The organism is Nocardia sp. Tas62D01, from assembly GCF_055232035.1.
This window is the reverse complement of record NZ_JBUYUZ010000001.1, coordinates 8,766,316-8,781,827: the sequence shown is the minus strand read 5'-3', so window position 1 is coordinate 8,781,827 and position 15,512 is coordinate 8,766,316. Positions and strand designations below refer to the sequence as shown.

General features: G+C 66.1%; 20 protein-coding genes. 7 read left to right on the top strand and 13 right to left on the bottom strand.

Annotation, left to right across the window (positions count from 1 at the left end):
* Positions 1–337 precede the first annotated feature (337 nt).
* Entirely contained in the window at positions 338–907 is a 570-nt protein-coding gene (locus tag ACV7NQ_RS42690; RefSeq protein ID WP_463366026.1) for a TetR/AcrR family transcriptional regulator, read from the bottom strand.
* Positions 908–986: 79 nt separating this feature from the next.
* Here ACV7NQ_RS42690 and ACV7NQ_RS42685 point away from each other — a divergent pair, with 79 nt between their 5' ends.
* From ACV7NQ_RS42685 to ACV7NQ_RS42675, 3 genes are all read left to right on the top strand, one after another.
* A complete protein-coding gene (locus tag ACV7NQ_RS42685) occupies positions 987–1,916 on the top strand; it encodes an NADP-dependent oxidoreductase (RefSeq protein WP_463364688.1) in 930 nt (309 codons plus the stop codon).
* Positions 1,917–2,445: 529 nt separating this feature from the next.
* Positions 2,446–2,628, top strand: a complete 183-nt coding sequence (locus ACV7NQ_RS42680) for a DUF6011 domain-containing protein (RefSeq protein ID WP_463364687.1) — start codon at positions 2,446–2,448, stop codon at positions 2,626–2,628.
* Between the two features lie 141 nt (positions 2,629–2,769).
* The gene (locus ACV7NQ_RS42675; protein ID WP_463364686.1) at positions 2,770–3,006 is read left to right on the top strand and encodes a hypothetical protein; all 237 of its coding nucleotides are present in this window, start codon (positions 2,770–2,772) and stop codon (positions 3,004–3,006) included.
* A gap of 94 nt (positions 3,007–3,100) precedes the next feature.
* Here ACV7NQ_RS42675 and ACV7NQ_RS42670 read toward each other — a convergent pair whose 3' ends face one another.
* The 4 genes from ACV7NQ_RS42670 to ACV7NQ_RS42655 all read right to left on the bottom strand — a co-directional run bounded on the left by ACV7NQ_RS42670 (position 3,101) and on the right by ACV7NQ_RS42655 (position 6,172).
* The gene (locus ACV7NQ_RS42670; protein WP_463364685.1) at positions 3,101–4,492 is read right to left on the bottom strand and encodes a caspase, EACC1-associated type; all 1,392 of its coding nucleotides are present in this window, start codon (positions 4,490–4,492) and stop codon (positions 3,101–3,103) included.
* On the bottom strand, positions 4,489–4,860 hold the full coding sequence (locus ACV7NQ_RS42665) for an effector-associated constant component EACC1 (RefSeq protein WP_463364684.1): 372 nt from the start codon (positions 4,858–4,860) through the stop codon (positions 4,489–4,491). Before ACV7NQ_RS42665 ends, ACV7NQ_RS42670 begins: the two co-directional genes overlap by 4 nt.
* A gap of 237 nt (positions 4,861–5,097) precedes the next feature.
* Positions 5,098–5,307 carry a hypothetical protein gene (locus tag ACV7NQ_RS42660; protein ID WP_463364683.1) on the bottom strand — a complete coding sequence of 70 codons (210 nt, stop codon included), beginning with the start codon at positions 5,305–5,307 and terminating at the stop codon, positions 5,098–5,100.
* Positions 5,308–5,476: 169 nt separating this feature from the next.
* The gene (locus ACV7NQ_RS42655) at positions 5,477–6,172 is read right to left on the bottom strand and encodes an RNA polymerase sigma factor (protein ID WP_463364682.1); all 696 of its coding nucleotides are present in this window, start codon (positions 6,170–6,172) and stop codon (positions 5,477–5,479) included.
* 140 nt (positions 6,173–6,312) lie between these two features.
* On the opposite strand from ACV7NQ_RS42655, the gene ACV7NQ_RS42650 reads away from it, so the two are divergent.
* Together ACV7NQ_RS42650 and ACV7NQ_RS42645 are read left to right on the top strand one after the other, a co-directional pair.
* A complete protein-coding gene (locus ACV7NQ_RS42650) occupies positions 6,313–6,549 on the top strand; it encodes a hypothetical protein (protein ID WP_463364681.1) in 237 nt (78 codons plus the stop codon).
* A 225-nt stretch (positions 6,550–6,774) separates the two neighbouring features.
* Positions 6,775–7,098 carry a hypothetical protein gene (locus tag ACV7NQ_RS42645; protein WP_463364680.1) on the top strand — a complete coding sequence of 108 codons (324 nt, stop codon included), beginning with the start codon at positions 6,775–6,777 and terminating at the stop codon, positions 7,096–7,098.
* Between the two features lie 338 nt (positions 7,099–7,436).
* Here the strand turns inward: ACV7NQ_RS42645 and ACV7NQ_RS42640 are convergent, their stop codons facing one another.
* The 5 genes from ACV7NQ_RS42640 to ACV7NQ_RS42620 form a co-directional block, all read right to left on the bottom strand.
* Positions 7,437–7,895: a DUF6262 family protein gene (locus ACV7NQ_RS42640; RefSeq protein ID WP_463362866.1), complete on the bottom strand. Its 459-nt coding sequence runs from the start codon at positions 7,893–7,895 to the stop codon at positions 7,437–7,439.
* Positions 7,885–9,390 carry a tyrosine-type recombinase/integrase gene (locus ACV7NQ_RS42635; protein ID WP_463362865.1) on the bottom strand — a complete coding sequence of 502 codons (1,506 nt, stop codon included), beginning with the start codon at positions 9,388–9,390 and terminating at the stop codon, positions 7,885–7,887. The genes ACV7NQ_RS42640 and ACV7NQ_RS42635 overlap by 11 nt, the downstream gene beginning before the upstream one ends.
* Positions 9,387–10,493: a site-specific integrase gene (locus ACV7NQ_RS42630; protein WP_463364143.1), complete on the bottom strand. Its 1,107-nt coding sequence runs from the start codon at positions 10,491–10,493 to the stop codon at positions 9,387–9,389. The genes ACV7NQ_RS42635 and ACV7NQ_RS42630 overlap by 4 nt, the downstream gene beginning before the upstream one ends.
* Positions 10,494–10,727: 234 nt before the next feature.
* Positions 10,728–12,143, bottom strand: coding sequence for a DHA2 family efflux MFS transporter permease subunit (locus tag ACV7NQ_RS42625; protein WP_463364679.1), 1,416 nt, complete (start codon positions 12,141–12,143; stop codon positions 10,728–10,730).
* Positions 12,144–12,320: 177 nt separating this feature from the next.
* On the bottom strand, positions 12,321–12,890 hold the full coding sequence (locus tag ACV7NQ_RS42620) for a dihydrofolate reductase family protein (RefSeq protein ID WP_463364678.1): 570 nt from the start codon (positions 12,888–12,890) through the stop codon (positions 12,321–12,323).
* A gap of 153 nt (positions 12,891–13,043) precedes the next feature.
* On the opposite strand from ACV7NQ_RS42620, the gene ACV7NQ_RS42615 reads away from it, so the two are divergent.
* Positions 13,044–14,054 (top strand): sigma-70 family RNA polymerase sigma factor, encoded by a 1,011-nt coding sequence (locus ACV7NQ_RS42615; protein WP_463364677.1) that lies wholly within the window; start codon positions 13,044–13,046, stop codon positions 14,052–14,054.
* Between the two features lie 115 nt (positions 14,055–14,169).
* On the opposite strand, the gene ACV7NQ_RS42610 is transcribed toward ACV7NQ_RS42615, so the two are convergent.
* Positions 14,170–14,403 (bottom strand): hypothetical protein, encoded by a 234-nt coding sequence (locus ACV7NQ_RS42610; RefSeq protein WP_463364676.1) that lies wholly within the window; start codon positions 14,401–14,403, stop codon positions 14,170–14,172.
* 26 nt (positions 14,404–14,429) lie between these two features.
* On the opposite strand from ACV7NQ_RS42610, the gene ACV7NQ_RS42605 reads away from it, so the two are divergent.
* Entirely contained in the window at positions 14,430–14,750 is a 321-nt protein-coding gene (locus ACV7NQ_RS42605; RefSeq protein ID WP_463364675.1) for a DegT/DnrJ/EryC1/StrS family aminotransferase, read from the top strand.
* A gap of 203 nt (positions 14,751–14,953) precedes the next feature.
* On the opposite strand, the gene ACV7NQ_RS42600 is transcribed toward ACV7NQ_RS42605, so the two are convergent.
* Both ACV7NQ_RS42600 and ACV7NQ_RS42595 read right to left on the bottom strand, forming a co-directional pair.
* Positions 14,954–15,139: a hypothetical protein gene (locus ACV7NQ_RS42600; RefSeq protein ID WP_463360791.1), complete on the bottom strand. Its 186-nt coding sequence runs from the start codon at positions 15,137–15,139 to the stop codon at positions 14,954–14,956.
* A 173-nt stretch (positions 15,140–15,312) separates the two neighbouring features.
* Positions 15,313–15,420 (bottom strand): helix-turn-helix domain-containing protein, encoded by a 108-nt coding sequence (locus ACV7NQ_RS42595; RefSeq protein ID WP_463366025.1) that lies wholly within the window; start codon positions 15,418–15,420, stop codon positions 15,313–15,315.
* Positions 15,421–15,512 lie beyond the last annotated feature (92 nt).

Here is a 15,512-nt window from a genome sequence, read left to right as displayed (position 1 = left end):
CTGCCCTGCAGGAATCTCCGCCCACTCGACAGCAGCATCTGCCACCGGCCACCATCCCGCCCGAAACCATCAAGACGAGCAAACCATAGTGACAGAATCGGCAACACGAGCAAGATTCACTGTCACAGAGCAAGATTCACTGTCACAGGACAGCGGTATTGCCGATTACACCGTGTGCTGACGGCGAGGCCCGGCTTTAGCGGTGCTGTACGGTCTCGAAAGTCGCGGCGGAATCTCAGCAGCAGTTGTCCGGGGTACTTGCTGCGCTCTGTGGAGCAGCTCACCGCGAGGACTGGGTGTTGCGACGCTTCCGAGGTGCGGTTGAGCTTGTCTGCCGTCAGCACAAGGCGCTGGCAGCCTGCACTTCGGTGAGTGCTCGCCGCGCGAGTTCACCGAAGTTGTCGCCGTTGGTCGTGTCGCTCCAGCGCTCATAGGCGAGCTTCCAGGCGAGCGCGCCCAGTTCGGCGGCTACCCGCGCGGTCAGGTCGGGAACGCCGCGGCGCTCGAGCGCGTCGATCATCGCCGCGGTGAGTCCAAGTCCCTTCAACGCCTCGCGTTCTCGCAGTTCCGGATTGGCGGCGATCACCGCCGACCTCCGGGCGCCGAAGTCGCGGCGATCGGGCGTGAAGGCTTCCCTCCCGATCACCTCCAGGGCATGCGCCACCGCTTCGAGCGGACCGGCCCCGGCCGGCGCCGCGTTGATTCCGTCGACCAGTAGTCCGGTCATTGTGCCCCCACCGAAGAGCACCTCCCGCTTGTCCGGGAAATGACGGAAGAAGGTGCTCTTTGTGAGCCCGGCGCGCTCCGCGATCTCGATCACCGTTGTGTTGTCGTAGCCCTGTTCTTCGAACAGCTCGAGGGCAGCGGCTACGAGTCGTTCGGATGCGTGGGGTTGCCAGCGGACCATGGGAACAGAATACGGGACTTGGTCCCGTCGCTCGTGTACGGTGATGGGACCAAGTCCCGTCATATCGTTGGAGGTACTCATGAGCCGCGCTGTCATCTACGAAACGTTCGGAGGTCCTGAGGTACTGGAGTTGCGGGAGGTTCCGGAACCGCATGCCGGGCCGGGCGAGGTCCGCGTCCGCGTAACGGCCGCCGGTCTGAATCCCATGGACTGGGGTATCGCCGCGCGGCCCGAGGCGGCGGCGCAGTTCGGGATGACCGTGCCATCCGGCTTCGGTTACGACTTCGCCGGGGTCGTCGACGAGGTCGGCACCAGCGCCACGGGTTTTGTTGTGGGCGACCGTGTCTACGGCGGCGCGCTGGGTCGGGCCGCTGCCGATTTCGTGGTGGTCAAGACGCTCACCGAGGCGACAGAGGCGCTCTGGCATACGCCGGAGGGCATCAGCGACGAGGTGGCGGCCACGCTTCCGGTGGCCGGCATGACCGCCGCCGCCGCGTTGGCGGCGATCGACCTGCGGTCTGGCGATACCGTCCTGGTCGGCGGCGCTGCGGGCGGCGTCGGTGTGTTCGCCGTACAGTTCGCGAAGCTCGTCGGCGCCAGAGTGATCGGGACCGCTGCGGAGAGCACGTCCGAGTTCCTGCGCCAGTTCGGCGCCGAGCCCGTGGCTTACGGCCCCGGACTGGCAGACCGGGTACGGACCCTGGCTCCCGACGGCGTAACCGCGGCAACCGACCTGTTCGGCATCGAAACGGCCGAGACTGCGCTCGCGCTCGGTGTGCCGCCCGAGCGGATCTCCACGGTAGCCGCGGGTCCCAATCCTCCGGGGGGCGTGCGCGCCACTGGCGGTATCGACGCGGGCGCGGACGCCATGGCGCGGATCAGCGGCGCGGTCCTCGCCGGCACGATCACCGTGCTGATCGCCGCGACCTTCCCGATCGAGCAGATCCGCGATGCCGTGACACTGCAAGCCGGACGCCACGTCCACGGCAAGATCGTGATCACGCTGTGACACCGTCTCCGCTGAACGCTGGGCCAGCCCCTGTCGGTCGGGGTCGAGTGCGCGCAATATGTCTTCAACCTCGTCGACAGGACCACCGGGCCCGTGCTCGCGCTCTGCACTCGATGGTGCCCAGCCCGGGTAGTCGCGGGGCTAGTCGCGGGTCGGAAACCGGACAGGAGCAGGGGTTTTCCGTCCTGCCCCCAACCGTTTCGTCCGCAGGCTCCCGATTTCTAGACCACCCTCAATCCGCGTCCCTTTGGATCGAGGGTGGTCTTGAAACCAGGGTTGGGGGCAGGACGGAAAACCAAATACGGTCAAGAAGAGGGTGGGGTAGGGCAGGGCGTCGCGGTCGGGTACAGGAAGCGGCGGCACGACGTGTACGTGTGCGCTGCGGTTGGCGCTCCGGTCACCTTGACGGTGCTGCCGCGCGAGCTTTGCTCTGCCACCACTGACGCGTCTTTCGTTAGTCAGGCGATGGTGTCGGTCCCTCATGTCAGGCTTCTGCCATATGTGCCGCCCCCGGCCGGAGGAGAAAGACATGGCCGACGACGACGACCAGCCCGCGCTGAGACTTGTCGCGCATTGCCGCCGCTGCCACGGCTGGCTTGTCTCGGCGGAGTCCGTCGCCCAAGGCATCGGCCCAACCTGCGCGATTCGCGAACGCGCCGAACAGCGCGCGGCGGCAGCGCGTGAGCTGACCCTCTTCGAGATCGCCGCCTGACCGTTGTCAGGTCGCCACACCCCCCATCGGTCGGCGCAAACAGGTGCAGCAAAGGACATCGCAGCTACGCTTTCCACACACCGAGACCGGCGCGCGCAACACGCGGACGCCAGTACCCCGACGGAAAGGGGGGAGGCAGCGGTGACTGAGTACCGGTATATCTGCTCGCGCTGCTCGATGGGGTGGCACTACGTTCCGTACTGCCCGTGCCCGCGTCCGGAACCCCAGCCGATCACGCCCGGCCAGGTGCGCACGATTCGGCACCTGCGCGAACTGGAGCGCACGGGTCAGTTCAAGATGGCCCAACCACTGGATGTGCGATGGCTATGGCTGGTACCGCCAGCGATGGTGATCCTCTTCCTCCTCATGCTGCTATGACCCGCATAGCGCTCCGGATCCAGCCATCCCCTGAGTACCTCCCCCTCATGTAGCGAGGGTGAGCCGGTGGCCGTGGTCCCGCGTTCGGGAATTCCTACAGGGCTATGTACTCACGGATCTTGCCGCGAACCATCGGCATAGGGCTGCCGATGGTGAACGGCAACGTGGGGAACTTCTGCGCGACTTCGGCCGGTGTTAACGGCGGCCCCACTGGGATGGCGACTTTGGGTCCGCCGTCCCTGTCCTTCACCCACTCGCCGTCCACGATTTCACGTACGCGGGCTAACTGTCCGTCGCCCACGTAGAGGACGCCGCGCAGGGTCTCCCGCCGGCTGCGGGCGATGTTGAACCACATGCGGTCGGCGTCGAACTGAGCCTTGCTGTCCTCTCCCTGGCCGGTTTCACCGAACACCCGGCCGTCCGCGTCCACGTTGTCGGTGTTGCTGCCCCGGTAGATGACCATGACGTAGCCCTCGGCACGCTCGCGCAGGCGGACGGTCTTGGGGTCCAGGCCGAGCAGGTCGGCCTCGGATACTCCGCCAGCTGCTTTGACGATGGCCCGCATGGCGGCGGCGTGCTCGTGCCGCAGTTCCTGCTGCTGTATTTCGATCTCGTGGTTGTTCATCGCGTCGGTGTGGCCGTTGTCGGCGCCGCGGCGGTACCAGGTTTCGGCTTCGTCGAGCTCACCTCGTTCGTGCAGCAGCCTCCCGAGGTTGTTCATCGCGCCGGTGTGGCCGTTGTCGGCGGCGCGCCGGTATCGCGGTTCGTCGTCGGCGCGGCCGAACAAGCGGAGGTCGCCGGCGATGTCGATGCTTCGGCGCTGTGGTTTGGGGTGTCCGTTGCGCATAAGGAGTTGATCGGTCCGGCGGTAGAGCTCCTCGAGGGTCAGCCCGGCCGTCTCGGCCGCGGTCAGCAGCGCGGCGGTGAAGGCGGTGTTGCGGTGGCCTGCGGGTGCGAAGGAGGTTTCGTTCGCAGTGGAGGAGGCGACGGTGTACGTGCCGTGGATGTCGACCTGTCCGGCGACGAGGCCAGGTCCGTCGCTCATCGCTTCGAACGCGCGTCCGGAGAAGCAGCAGTCCAGGATCAGGATTCGAGCGCGGGCCGGGCTTTCCAGGATCTCCTCGCGCAGCATCGTGAACGGCACCGAAGTCCACCCGACGTGGTCGGGGTCGCTGCCGGTCAGGGCCAGGTGAAGCCGTCCGCGTCGATCGAGCATGCCGTGTCCGGTGTAGTACACCAGCAGGACATCGGTCGCTTCACGTGCCGCACGACCGATCGCCTCGCCGATCTGAGTGCTGTGATGAGGGTCTATAAGGGCGGCGCAGTCCTCGGAGGCGAATGCACCGCCCCCGGGGGCGGTGAGCACCTGCGCGAGGTCTGAGACGTTGGCTGTCGCCGCGGGGATTTCCGGAATCTCGGGATGGGCATAGTTGGCGACGCCAATCAGCACCGCTCGAGAACCGCTGTATTCGGGTGGCTGTGTCATCGCTGAGGAGTGTCCGGCTCGTCGAGCAAGTTGCGGAGCTCGTGCAACACCTCGGGCGACTTGACCCGGTTGCCATTGAGCGTGACCGCGGTACCGTCGCTGCGCGTGAGCGTGATGGTGACGTCGGAGCGGCGATGGGTCAGCCATGCGGTCAGTGAACGGGTCAGTGCGGGTGCGAGTCCTCCTGCGCCGACAGCCACTATCAGCACGTCGTAGAGGTCACCCATCTGTCCGTCGCGAATCCGCGACGGCGGCAAGCTCACCCGTCCCCGCAGCGCGTCGTCGCGACGAAACCACTCCAACAGCTGTAGCAGCTCATCCGGGCTACCGGTGGTATGGATCGTCAACTGGCCGTTGGGTTCCGACATGCCGCCATTTTGCCGGGGCCCGCAGCCAAGAGAGGTGGTTAGCGGAACTGAGCATCGAAAACGATCAATTCCCAGCACCCTGCCGCTCGTACCGGCGGCGGTGTCACAGTGTCGAGAATCGATCAATTCTCAACACCCCTCTGGTGCGGTCAGCATCGCAGCAGGTACCGACATACTTCAGCTCCTTTTCGGGCGGCTGGGTACGGCTACCACCCGGAGCCACGCCCATCGGGACGGTCACTCCGGGAGAAGGACGAAAGTGGCGTACACGGCGATCATCAGGGTGCACGCTGCGCCGAATCCGGCCGCGCCCTGCTTGAAAGCCCGTGGCCAGGGAGCGCCTTCGTACCGGGCCAGGCCGACGGCGCCGGCCGCCACCAAGAGCCCGGCCAAGACGATGATCAGGAGGACCAGAGCCCGCAGCAGCGCGGATTGGGGGGTGTTCATGATGTTCCGTTCGGTTGTGAGGGACCGAACAGGTAGCCGGTGGGTCCTGTCCGGGGTGATCGATCAGGACGCTACGGGTGGAAAAATTCGATGTTGCAATCGAAAAGTCGCAGGTAGCAGAGCTTTTGGGCAGCAGGGTACGGTCCGGCCGTCAGTCGCGACGGGTTACTCACTGGGCTTCGATCTCCCGGACCCAGTCACCGAGGGAGGTGTTCTCGGGGACGACGATCCTGCGCGCGAAGTGCAGCCGAGCAAGTTTTTTCCTCTGGCGCATCAGCTTCGAGCGGATCGTGGCCGGCTTCGATCCCACCCGCACGGCGGCCTCGGTGAGGGTGATGCCCTCAGCGATGTGGAGCAGCAGGGCGTCACGCAGGTCATGCGGAGCTTTGAGTAGGACGCGCTGCGCCAGATCGACATCCTCGAGCCGGTCGTAGTCGAGATTGGAGTGGAAGCGGTTGTCGGTGCGCAGGTAGTCCAGAAGGGCGTTGGTGTCCTCCAAGCGTTCCTTGGCCAGATGCGGGCCGTGCGCATTGATCACGTCACCCAGCCGGTTGCGGCATGCGCCGAGGAAGTAGGTCGTGACCGACGCGCCGCGCGCTGCGTCGTAGCCGCCTCGGTCGAGCTGGCGCAGAAACGGTTCGAGGGCAGCGCAGAAGGTTCCAACCGCGATGTCCTCGCGGAGGTCGCGATCGATCTGGGCGCGGTCAAGCACCCAGGGCGGGATATATCCGTACCGGGCTTGGGCGCCGGCATCACCGTTTTTCAGCAAGTTGGTGATCATCCCGACCGCAGGGTCGTAGAGCTCGGCGGCGAGATTCTGGCCAGCGGAAGTCAGTTTCCCGGCGGCAGTAAGATATTTTGGCATCAACATCCTCGATCGTGCGCCGGGACGACGAGCGACGCCCCGTTTAGCGGTTGTACGGCGGTGTCAGCGCAGGGCGTTGCACCTTCTTTCGCTGCGCGGTTTCGCGGCCACCTACCGCCGTCGGCGGTACGCTCGGCGGTATGGCTGGACGGAAAACGAGCGTCTCATTCGACGAGGAGACCTTGGAGATTCTTGCGCGCCGCGCCGAAGAGGAAGGCCTGGACCGCTCGGCCTACCTCGCGCAGCTGGTGCGCCGCGACGACCATCGTCGCCGTCTGGCCGCCGACAGCGCCACATTGAACGCCGCCGGGCACACTCCGGACCGCGCGAGCGCGGTCACCGCCGCCCTCATCGCGCAGCGCCGCGCGGCCAGCTGATGGCGATCCCCCGATTCGGCGAGGTCTGGAACGCCCCGTCGGGCGCGTCAAGGGACTCGAATGCCTTGCGGTACAGCCCGGCCCAGTCCTGACGGACCGATCCGAACTGCACCAGATCGTCGAACTCAGCCGCTCGAGCACCTGCTGGCCGTCGTGAATCTTGGCCCCACCCTGGGCGCGCCGTGATATTAGTGGGGTGAATGTGGTTCTGCCAGGGGTGTGCGCGTGACCGAGCGGCAACGTATCCGGGTGATTTCCGAGTTGCTCGGGTGGATCGGCGGAACGATCTGGGACTACGTGGTGTGGTATCGCGTGTGGCCGTTCTGGCTGTTCGGGGTGGGCGTGGTGTTCGTCGTGGTCGGGTATTTCATCGAACCGGTGTGGGAGCGTTGGAGGTTCCGGCGGTGGCTGCGGCCGGGGCGGAAGGCGCGCGAGGCATTGGAGCGTGAGCGCGCCGAGCTGCGGGCGCGTCAGGCGGCGAACAAGCGGCGGCGCAACACCGGGCGCGGTCGGCGCAAGCGGCAGAAGCGTAAACGGCGAGCGGGGTGAACCCGGTTACGACTCAGCGGTTCGACAGGCGCCTGACGAGACGCCGCGCGCCATGCGGTATGAGAGACGTTCAGGGGTCCCGGTAGTAATCGCCGAAAAAACAACGGATATAGGCGTTGTCGCCGGTCAGCGACGGTGTATCGCTAACCCCCGAAGGGTCGACTTTGCCGCGTACACGGCATGCGTTACAGGCTCGAACTGCGGAAACACGTTGGGGCTGACAGTGTCTCGCGAACGATCGTTATCTAGAGCCTTCTGCGGTCGTGGACTGCTGACCTGGCTCTGTTCGTCGGAGACGGTGTCTCCGACGAACAGATGCCAGGCGTGAAGAGGGTTGGTCAGCAGGGCCTGATCGTTATGGAAGTGCGATGTCGGCTGCGGGTCGGTGGGGGCGCGGTGGCTTCCGGGACGGGGCGAATGCCCGCATGCCGTAGTTGCCCAAGAGCCTGGGCGAGTTGTCGGCGTAGCCGCTGGTTGTCCTCGGCCAGTTCCCGGTTGCGGGCGTTGGCGACTTCCAGGCGGCGGATTAGCGAGGAATCGCTGCTGCGGTGATGCGCTGGCACCGATGTGGCCGGTGCGCGGCGATTCAGCTCACGAAGGCGTTGGACTTCGGTTCGGATATCGGGCTGGGAGTAGAGCCAGGACCGTGACACCTCGGCTGCGGCGGCAACGGTCTGAAACGTCACGGCCGCTCCAGCGGCGTCGAGTTCACGGATGGCTCGGATCGCCTTGCTGCGGGCCAGTTCGTGCCGGTGGCGGGCGGCGGCGAGAAGGTGACGGGTGTTGTCAGCTCGCATTCGGCGTTCCCTGCGCTGCTGGGTCGGGTTCAGTTTCAAGCGTGGTGATGATGTTGGTCAGGTTGCCCAGCACCTGCCGGTTCATCTCGGCGAGGCGCTGTTGACCGCGCGCCTCGGCCGATGAGATCAGCTCGATGACCTGCTGCTGTTGGTGCCGGTGCTGGGGAAGGAACTCGGCGGTCGTGACGAACATCGGACACGTCAAACAAGCGTTGGCGTGCGGACAGGTCTTCACCAGCGGCAATGAGCAATATCCGTTGGGAAGAGCCTGGGTTGCTCGTCCGACGCGTTGTTTGGCCCAGGCCGCTTCGGCGAGTGGGCCGTCGGGGTCGAGAGTGACTGTCTCGCCGGTGATTCCGACCTTGCGGGCGGCTTCCCAGTGCCGGCGGATGGTGGTGTCGGACAGCCGCGCATAGCGGGCGGTCATCATGTGGGAGTCGTGATCGAGGATCCGCCGGACAACCTCTTGCGGAACGTCACGGTTGATCAGCTGCGTCCCCAGGGTGTGCCGCCATTGGTGGGGCGTGATCCGAATTCGCTGACCGTGCTCGTCTTGAATGGCGCAGCTGGCCAGCCAGCGCTGCAGGGCGCGGCGGTATGCCGACCCGTCCATCGGCAGTCGGCCGTCGGGGTTGTTCCGAGGTTTCGGGAACAACCTCGAAACGCCCTGCGGCCATTGGGTTTTCAACTGTTGCAGGTGTCCGGTGATGGACTGCTCCAGTTCGTCGTCGATCGGCACCAGCGCTTCACGGCGCATCTTGTGGTTGAAATACCGCAGGTAGGGTGCGCCGTCGCTGCCGCGGACCACGCAGTCGACGGTCAGTCCGAGTGCGTCGATGACCCGGAGTCCGCAGCGCATGAGGATCAGGGTCACCAGCCGATAGGCGGGGATGTTCCAGCGGTCGAGGTTGTCGGGGCGCTCCAGCTGCGCCATGACATGGTCGCTGAGCGCGCGGGGCAGCCATTCACCTTCTTTGGGATAGTCCTCGGGGAAGAACATGGCGTTGACCGGGAGTGTTGTGTCCCAGCCGTGTTGACGGATCGCGGTCAGGAACTGATTGAGCTGACCGATCAGGTGCCGGTGCATGACGCGCCCGCCGCAGGTCGCGTGCAGAAAGGCCAGATAGCGCTCGAGAAGGGGCCGGTCGACATCGGCCAAGCAGTCGACCGGAGTCGGTTGCGAGGCGAGGAACACGGCGAATTGCGTGACAGCGTTGGTTCCCAATGCTGCTGTCGCTGCGGTCTTCCCAGTCGATATTCGCCACCGAGCCCAGCGCTTGGCCAGCTCTTTCAGCCAGGGCTGGGGAATCACGTCGAAATGGAGGTAAGACTGGTGGCTGGGTTGGCGGCGGGCTCCGAGGCGACGCAGATCCCAGATATCGCGGCTGTATTCATCCACCCAGGGGTCATCGTGCTGGCGGCCGGTACCGGCCAGCGGGGTTCGCCGTGCCCCGCTGGCCACGGTGATGCTGGTGACCTCGGCGACGGGATTCACAGCTTCACCTCGTTTCCGGTGAACCAGCCAGCCTGTTCCAGAACTCGCCGAGCGTCTTCGATGGTGAGGTGCCCGTAAACGGTCGAGGTGACGGTCAGATCAGCGTGACCGAGGATCTTGGAGACGACCTCGATCGGCACTCCGTCGCGCAGCATCCGGGTGGCAGCGGTGTGTCGACACCAATGCGGATCGAAGTCGATGCCGGTCCGCCGGCGCAGTCGACGAACCAGGTCGTAGACCGCTGGATACGACCAAGGGTGTCCGTGCGGTGCGGCCCAGAGGTTGACGAACACATAGTCCGAGTCCAGGTCTCCATATTCGGTGTGCAGGTAGTCGGCGTAGAGGCGGATCAGCTCGGCGCTGACCGGAATGGACCGTCGCCGTTGCGATTTGGTTCGTGCGCCGTTGTCGTTGTCTCGCGGCACCACCACGACCTCCCGTTCGGCGGCGGCCAGGTCCTCATGGCGCAGGCCGAGAGCTTCACCGACCCGCATGCCGGTCTCGTGCAGCAGGGCAAACAGGAACCGGTCCCGCAACCGGTCACACGCGTCGAGAATCGCCTGAATCTCGTTGACGGTCAGCACCCGTGGAAGCTTCCGCGGAGCCTTCAGTGCGATCGCCCGCCGTGCGTGCGGCTCGCCTTTGGTGATGTGGTGCAGAAACGGCTTCCAGCCGGTTCCGCGCCGCCCGCCCGGTTGCCACGTCACCATCAATTCGCCCAGGTCCACACCGTTTCGGGCGGCGTGCTGGTAGAAAGCGCTCACCGCCGACAGCTTCCTGTTCACTGTCGATTCCGCGCAGTGATGCTCCACCGACGGCAGCACGGCCACCGCCCCGTCCCGGGCCAGTGGCGGGCGACGCAGCCAGGACACGAATTCCGCGACGTCCTCCAGATGGACCGCCTGCCAGTCCAGCTCACGTCGACCGAGGAAGACGAACCAGTCCTTCAGATCATGCGCATACGCCTTGACGGTGTTCGGCGATCGCTCGATATCGGCCAAATACGCCAGATACCGCTCGACCGGAGCCACCGGCCCGTCGTCGCCGAGGACCGTCCACGACTCACGCCGCGAGATCGGGGACAGCACACGCACCACATGCATCGCTCCTCCAAAGCAATCCGCGAGATGGACGAGCTGTAGGTAACCACGTCCACCACACGAATCCAGGGAGCCGAGACCCTCGTGCTCAACACCAACGACACAGCCCTGAAGGCTCTAGATAACGATCGTTTACGGGACACATGGTGTAGTCGAGCCGAGACGCGGTGAGGTGCCGGACAACTCGGACCGGTACAGCGCGGTCCGAGTTGCCAAGTCGGCGCTGCTGGTCCTCGGCTACTGGACGGACACCTGATCCGCGGCTGGCGCGGCTGTTGCTCGGGCAGTGGTTTGCGTGGCCCGCCGGGGCAGGACGAGTCCGATGACCGCTCCGGTGAAGGCCAATGCTCCCGCTGTGGTGATGGCGGCGGTGAAGCCGTGGCTGAAGGTATTTGCGGCGTCGAGTCCGCCGCGGGCTGTGAAAACCGCTGTGGTGATAGCGATCCCGAACACCCCGCCGAGCTGGCGGACCGTGTTGAACGTACCGGATGCGGTGCCGATCGCCGCGATGGGCACCGCCCCGATGACCGCGCTCTGCGCCGACGGGATCGTCAGCGAGATGCCGACGCCGGAGATCACGAACGGCGCAATCATGGGCGGATAGGTCAGCTCGGGTCCGGCGATGAGCGCGATCCATCCGAGTCCCACTGCCTGCAGCCCCAGCCCGGCCACGACCAGCGGCCGCGCCCCGATCCTGTTCACCAGCTTGCCCGCGATCGGCGCGACCAGAAACAGTGCCGCGGTCCACGGCAACAGCAACAAGCCGGTGGTCATCGGACTGTGACGCATAACGATCTGCAGAAATTGGGCGAAGAAGAACGCTCCGCTGAAGGTCGACGCGAATAGGAGGAACCCGGCGGCATTGCCGGCGGAGAAGGCGCGGGACGCGAAGAAACGCATCGGTATCAGCGGGACGCCCGCACGCAACTCCCATCCGACGAACACGACGAGCGCGATCATGCCGCCGACTAGTGCGGCGACGACCTCGCGGCTGCCCCAACCGGATTCGTTTCCCCGGATCAAACCCCATACAAGTCCGAACGCCGCCGCGCTGACCAACCCGATTCCGGCATAGTCCAGACCGCGCGGCGAGCCGGTGTTCTCCTCGAGTCGTACTCGAACGGCGGGGATCAGCACTGCGGCGATCGGGACGTTGACCCAGAAGATCCACTGCCAGGTGAGGTTCTGCACGATCGCCCCGCCGACCAGCGGCCCTCCCAGCGTGGCCAGTCCGGTGATCGAGGCGAACACTCCCAGCGCCCGCGGCCGCAGTGCGGGTCCGAATGCCGTCGACACCATCGACAACGCCGCAGGCGCCACCGCCGCGGCGCCGACGCCCTGGATCGTACGGGCCGTGATCAGCCAGCCCAGGCTCGGCGCCAGCGCGCAACCTGCGGAGGCAATCCCGAACACGGCCAGTCCGCCCATTAGCACTCGCCTGCGGCCGTATCGCTCGCCCATGGCCGCGCCGGCCATCAACAGCACGGCGAACGGCAGCGTGTAGGCATTGACGGTCCATTCCAGATCGGCAATGGAAGCGTGCAGATTCAGCGCGATCGCGTGCAGGGCAGTGGTGACGACCAACGCGTCGAGCAAAATCATCAGCGATGCGATCGATGTCAGCGCGAGCACCCAGCGCTGAGGTGTGGTCATGGTCATTTCGGTGATGTCCTCTCCAAACAAGTGGTTGCGGGCGCATGCCGTGTCGGTCCTTGACGACGCGGCATGCGCCCGATCCGATGTCCCCCCAGGTCGCGGAGGGAATCCGGCAGTCGGCCGGGTTGCGGGTGGACACCGCCTTCTCACCCGGCCGCAAGGGGCGGCGGCGGGCTAGGTGTTTCGGACGGGCTGGTAGGTGAGTAGCACGAGACTGTCGCCGACGGTGCGGGTGGTGATCAGGCACAGTGGCGTCGTGCCGCCGGCGTCGTCGAAGAGGCGCCGTCCTGCGCCGATCACCAGCGGGAAGGTCATAAGGCGCACCTCGTCGACGAGGTCGTGCTTCATCAGGGTCGGCACGAGCTGCCCGCTGGCGTAGACGACGATGTCGCCGTTCACGGTCTGCTTCAGCTTCGAGACCTCGTTCACCACGTCGTCTTTCACGACCGTGGAGTTGTTCCAGTGTGCGTGTTCGAGGGTGGCGGACACGACGTGCTTGGGCATGCCGTTGAGCCGGTCGGCATACGCGCCGCTGCGCGAGGGCCACCGCGCGGCGAAATACTCGTAGCTTCCTCGCCCCAACAGCAGCGCCTCGGCATCCACCGCCTCGTCGAACAGGACCTTGGTCCACTCCTCGCGGTCGGCGTCCCCGACCCAGCCGCCGGGCACCAACCCCTCCTCACCCGTCGGGTCCTGAATGACCCCATCGACGGTGACGTTCTCACTGACGACGATTCTTCCCATGGTGGTTTCTCCTTCGATGCTGTGGTCGGCTATCACTGATGTAGAAACCGCGGCATCGGGAAACTGGGCGCGCGCAGGCCGCCCAGTTCACCCTCCGGTCGGTGTCCATATCGGGTGGAAGAGCCACTGAGTGCGGAAAGAGGTGACGCGAGGATGGTGACCGGCGATCTGCTGACGCGAGCCCGCGCTGGGGACGGTGACGCATTCCGGGAGTTGACTGCGCCCTACCGGCGGGAGCTGCAGGTCCACTGCTACCGGATGCTGGGCTCGTTCCAGGACGGCGAGGATGCCCTGCAGGACACGCTGCTGGCCGCCTGGCAAGGCCTCGACGGGTTCGAACAGCGTGCCTCGCTGCGCACCTGGCTCTACCGGATCGCCACCAACTGCTGTCTCAACGCGCGACGCTCGGCGAACCGGCGCCCGGTAAAGGAGTGGAATGTGCCCAATGTCGAACCACCCGAGCCGACCCGGCTGGGCGAGGTCGTCTGGCTCGAACCGTTTCCCGACGCCCTGTTGGAAGGCGTGCTCGACGCGCCGCTGGGTCCGGAAGCCCGATTCGAACAGACCGAATCCATCTCCCTGGCGTTCGTGACCGCCTTGCAGGTCCTGCCGCCCCGCCAGGTCGCTGTCCTCGTCCTGCGCGACGTCCTCGGATTCCGCGCGAACGAGGTCGCCGACATGCTGGACTCGACCGTCGAATCGGTCAATAGCGTCCTCAAACGAGCACGCGCCGGGCTGCAACGCCGGCTCCCGCAGACCCCCGGCGGCGAACCCTCTCCGATGTCCGACTCACCCGCCGAGGAGGCGACCGTCGCGAAGTTCGTGCGTGCGTACGAGTCCGCCGACATCGACGCGTTGGTGGCCCTGCTCACAGACGACGTCTTCCTCTCGATGCCGCCACTGCCCTTCGAATATGAAGGCCGCGACGCCGTAACCCGCTTCTGCGCCGGCCTGTTCGACGCGGGCCTCAGGGCCGAGCTCGTCGCGACGCGGGCCAACGGGCAACCGGCGTTCGGCGTCTACCTGCACAGCCCCGACGACGTGCGCCACGCCACGGGCCTGCTCGTGCTCACCCTCAGCGGCGACCGGATCAGCGCCATGACCCGCTTCGAAAGCAGCGTGCTTCCGTGGTTCGGGCTCCCACGCTCACTCCCGAGCCGATAACCGGCCTTCCGCCGTGGGGCGATCATGGCGTGTCGTCCCGACGTGCCCATCGCACAATCCGTCCGATCGGCCCAACTCCAAGATCCGCGATCCACGGGCCCCCTTCCCCGCCGCGCTACGGCAGCCCACCGGCGACTCCAGGCACCGTGGCGCCCGGCACGAGCAGCCCGCCGCTGCGGAGCCGAGACCGACGTCGGCGAAGCCACGCGAGAGCGCGTAGGCGGGGGTTGATCATCTCCACGCAGCGGTTGGCGGCGGTGACGGCGTGCTCGCCGATGCCGAGTTTGGTGAGGTACTCGGCGGCGAACCCGGCATTGAGCGCCGCGTCGTAGACGTATCCGGGCAGCACTGAAAGCCGAGGGCATCGGGGTCGGTGTGCACTTCATCTCCCTGCATCTTCAGCCGTATCATCGGCACACCGGAGGCATCGAACCCGACGCCTTCCCGGTGGCCCGCGACGCCTCCGCGCGGATCGTGTCGCTGCCGCTGTACCCGAAGATGACCGACGCCGATATCCACGACGTCGCCGCCGCGCGGTCGCCAAGATCGCCACGGCCTACGACGTCGTCCTCACCGAAGGCCAGCGGTTGGGCTGGTTCAGCGAAACGGATGCCGCCCGAACACAACTCGCCTAACGCGATCCTCGCCGAGTTCTTCGGCAACCTGCCCGACCTCGAGCCCGCCGCAGCGCAGTAAGCACCCTGTCCGATCAGCTCGTCTAGGCGATCGCCCTGCCGCTGGTGCCGCGCAGCGGCCGGGCCCGCTCGGCCGGATCGTCGACGCTGGCGGCGGCCACCACATCTGCGAACAGCGGATCCCCGGCACCAACAAGTACTACGCCTGACCCTCTACCCGCACACGAGAAGGGGCCCCGCCATCGGCGGGGCCCCTTCTCACGTTCAGCGCAAGTAGTGGATGCGCGGCCGCGGCCAGTGTGCCGGGCAGTAGTGCCGGTTCCCCAGGAACCAGCCCCGGCCCTTCGCGATCGTGTGCAAGGCGTGCTCGGTGGCGAGATCCCCGACTTCCTCGATCATCTCGCGGCACTCCGACTGGTCACACACCAGCCACAGCGAATTACCGATCATGCCCCGAGTATCAGTGTCCCGACCGACACAGACCAGAGCCGCCCTGCGCTTACGGACATCCTGCCCCAGGGCGTCGCGGCAAGGGATCGGCACTTGACACGTCATGGCGGAGTGGCAGCCACCGCCACGGGCTGGCCTCACGTTTTCGTGTTCAAAACCGGACAATCCGCAGGTCAGGACGTGGCGGCTTCGGCCCGCAAGTAGCTGTAGACGGTTTCGCGGCTGACGCCGAACTCTTTCGCCAGGGCCGCTTTGGGGGTTGAGGGACAGTCGCCCGAGATCCGGCGCTAAGGAGTTCCGGCACCCCGTCGAACCGACAGAACCCGGGCGAGAACATTCGCGCGGAATCCGGCGCTAAGGAGTTATCGCAGAC

Excerpts from the sequence above, each read along its gene's own strand:
- ACV7NQ_RS42690 (WP_463366026.1), bottom strand. The coding sequence starts at position 907 with ATGGTCCGCTGGCAACCCCACGCATCCGAACGACTCGTAGCCGCTGCC.
- ACV7NQ_RS42685 (WP_463364688.1), top strand. The coding sequence starts at position 987 with ATGAGCCGCGCTGTCATCTACGAAACGTTCGGAGGTCCTGAGGTACTG.
- ACV7NQ_RS42680 (WP_463364687.1), top strand. The coding sequence starts at position 2,446 with ATGGCCGACGACGACGACCAGCCCGCGCTGAGACTTGTCGCGCATTGC.
- ACV7NQ_RS42670 (WP_463364685.1), bottom strand. The coding sequence starts at position 4,492 with ATGACACAGCCACCCGAATACAGCGGTTCTCGAGCGGTGCTGATTGGC.
- ACV7NQ_RS42665 (WP_463364684.1), bottom strand. The coding sequence starts at position 4,860 with ATGTCGGAACCCAACGGCCAGTTGACGATCCATACCACCGGTAGCCCG.
- ACV7NQ_RS42660 (WP_463364683.1), bottom strand. The coding sequence starts at position 5,307 with ATGAACACCCCCCAATCCGCGCTGCTGCGGGCTCTGGTCCTCCTGATC.
- ACV7NQ_RS42655 (WP_463364682.1), bottom strand. The coding sequence starts at position 6,172 with ATGCCAAAATATCTTACTGCCGCCGGGAAACTGACTTCCGCTGGCCAG.
- ACV7NQ_RS42650 (WP_463364681.1), top strand. The coding sequence starts at position 6,313 with ATGGCTGGACGGAAAACGAGCGTCTCATTCGACGAGGAGACCTTGGAG.
- ACV7NQ_RS42640 (WP_463362866.1), bottom strand. The coding sequence starts at position 7,895 with ATGCGAGCTGACAACACCCGTCACCTTCTCGCCGCCGCCCGCCACCGG.
- ACV7NQ_RS42630 (WP_463364143.1), bottom strand. The coding sequence starts at position 10,493 with ATGCATGTGGTGCGTGTGCTGTCCCCGATCTCGCGGCGTGAGTCGTGG.
- ACV7NQ_RS42625 (WP_463364679.1), bottom strand. The coding sequence starts at position 12,143 with ATGACCACACCTCAGCGCTGGGTGCTCGCGCTGACATCGATCGCATCG.
- ACV7NQ_RS42620 (WP_463364678.1), bottom strand. The coding sequence starts at position 12,890 with ATGGGAAGAATCGTCGTCAGTGAGAACGTCACCGTCGATGGGGTCATT.
- ACV7NQ_RS42615 (WP_463364677.1), top strand. The coding sequence starts at position 13,044 with ATGGTGACCGGCGATCTGCTGACGCGAGCCCGCGCTGGGGACGGTGAC.
- ACV7NQ_RS42600 (WP_463360791.1), bottom strand. The coding sequence starts at position 15,139 with ATGATCGGTAATTCGCTGTGGCTGGTGTGTGACCAGTCGGAGTGCCGC.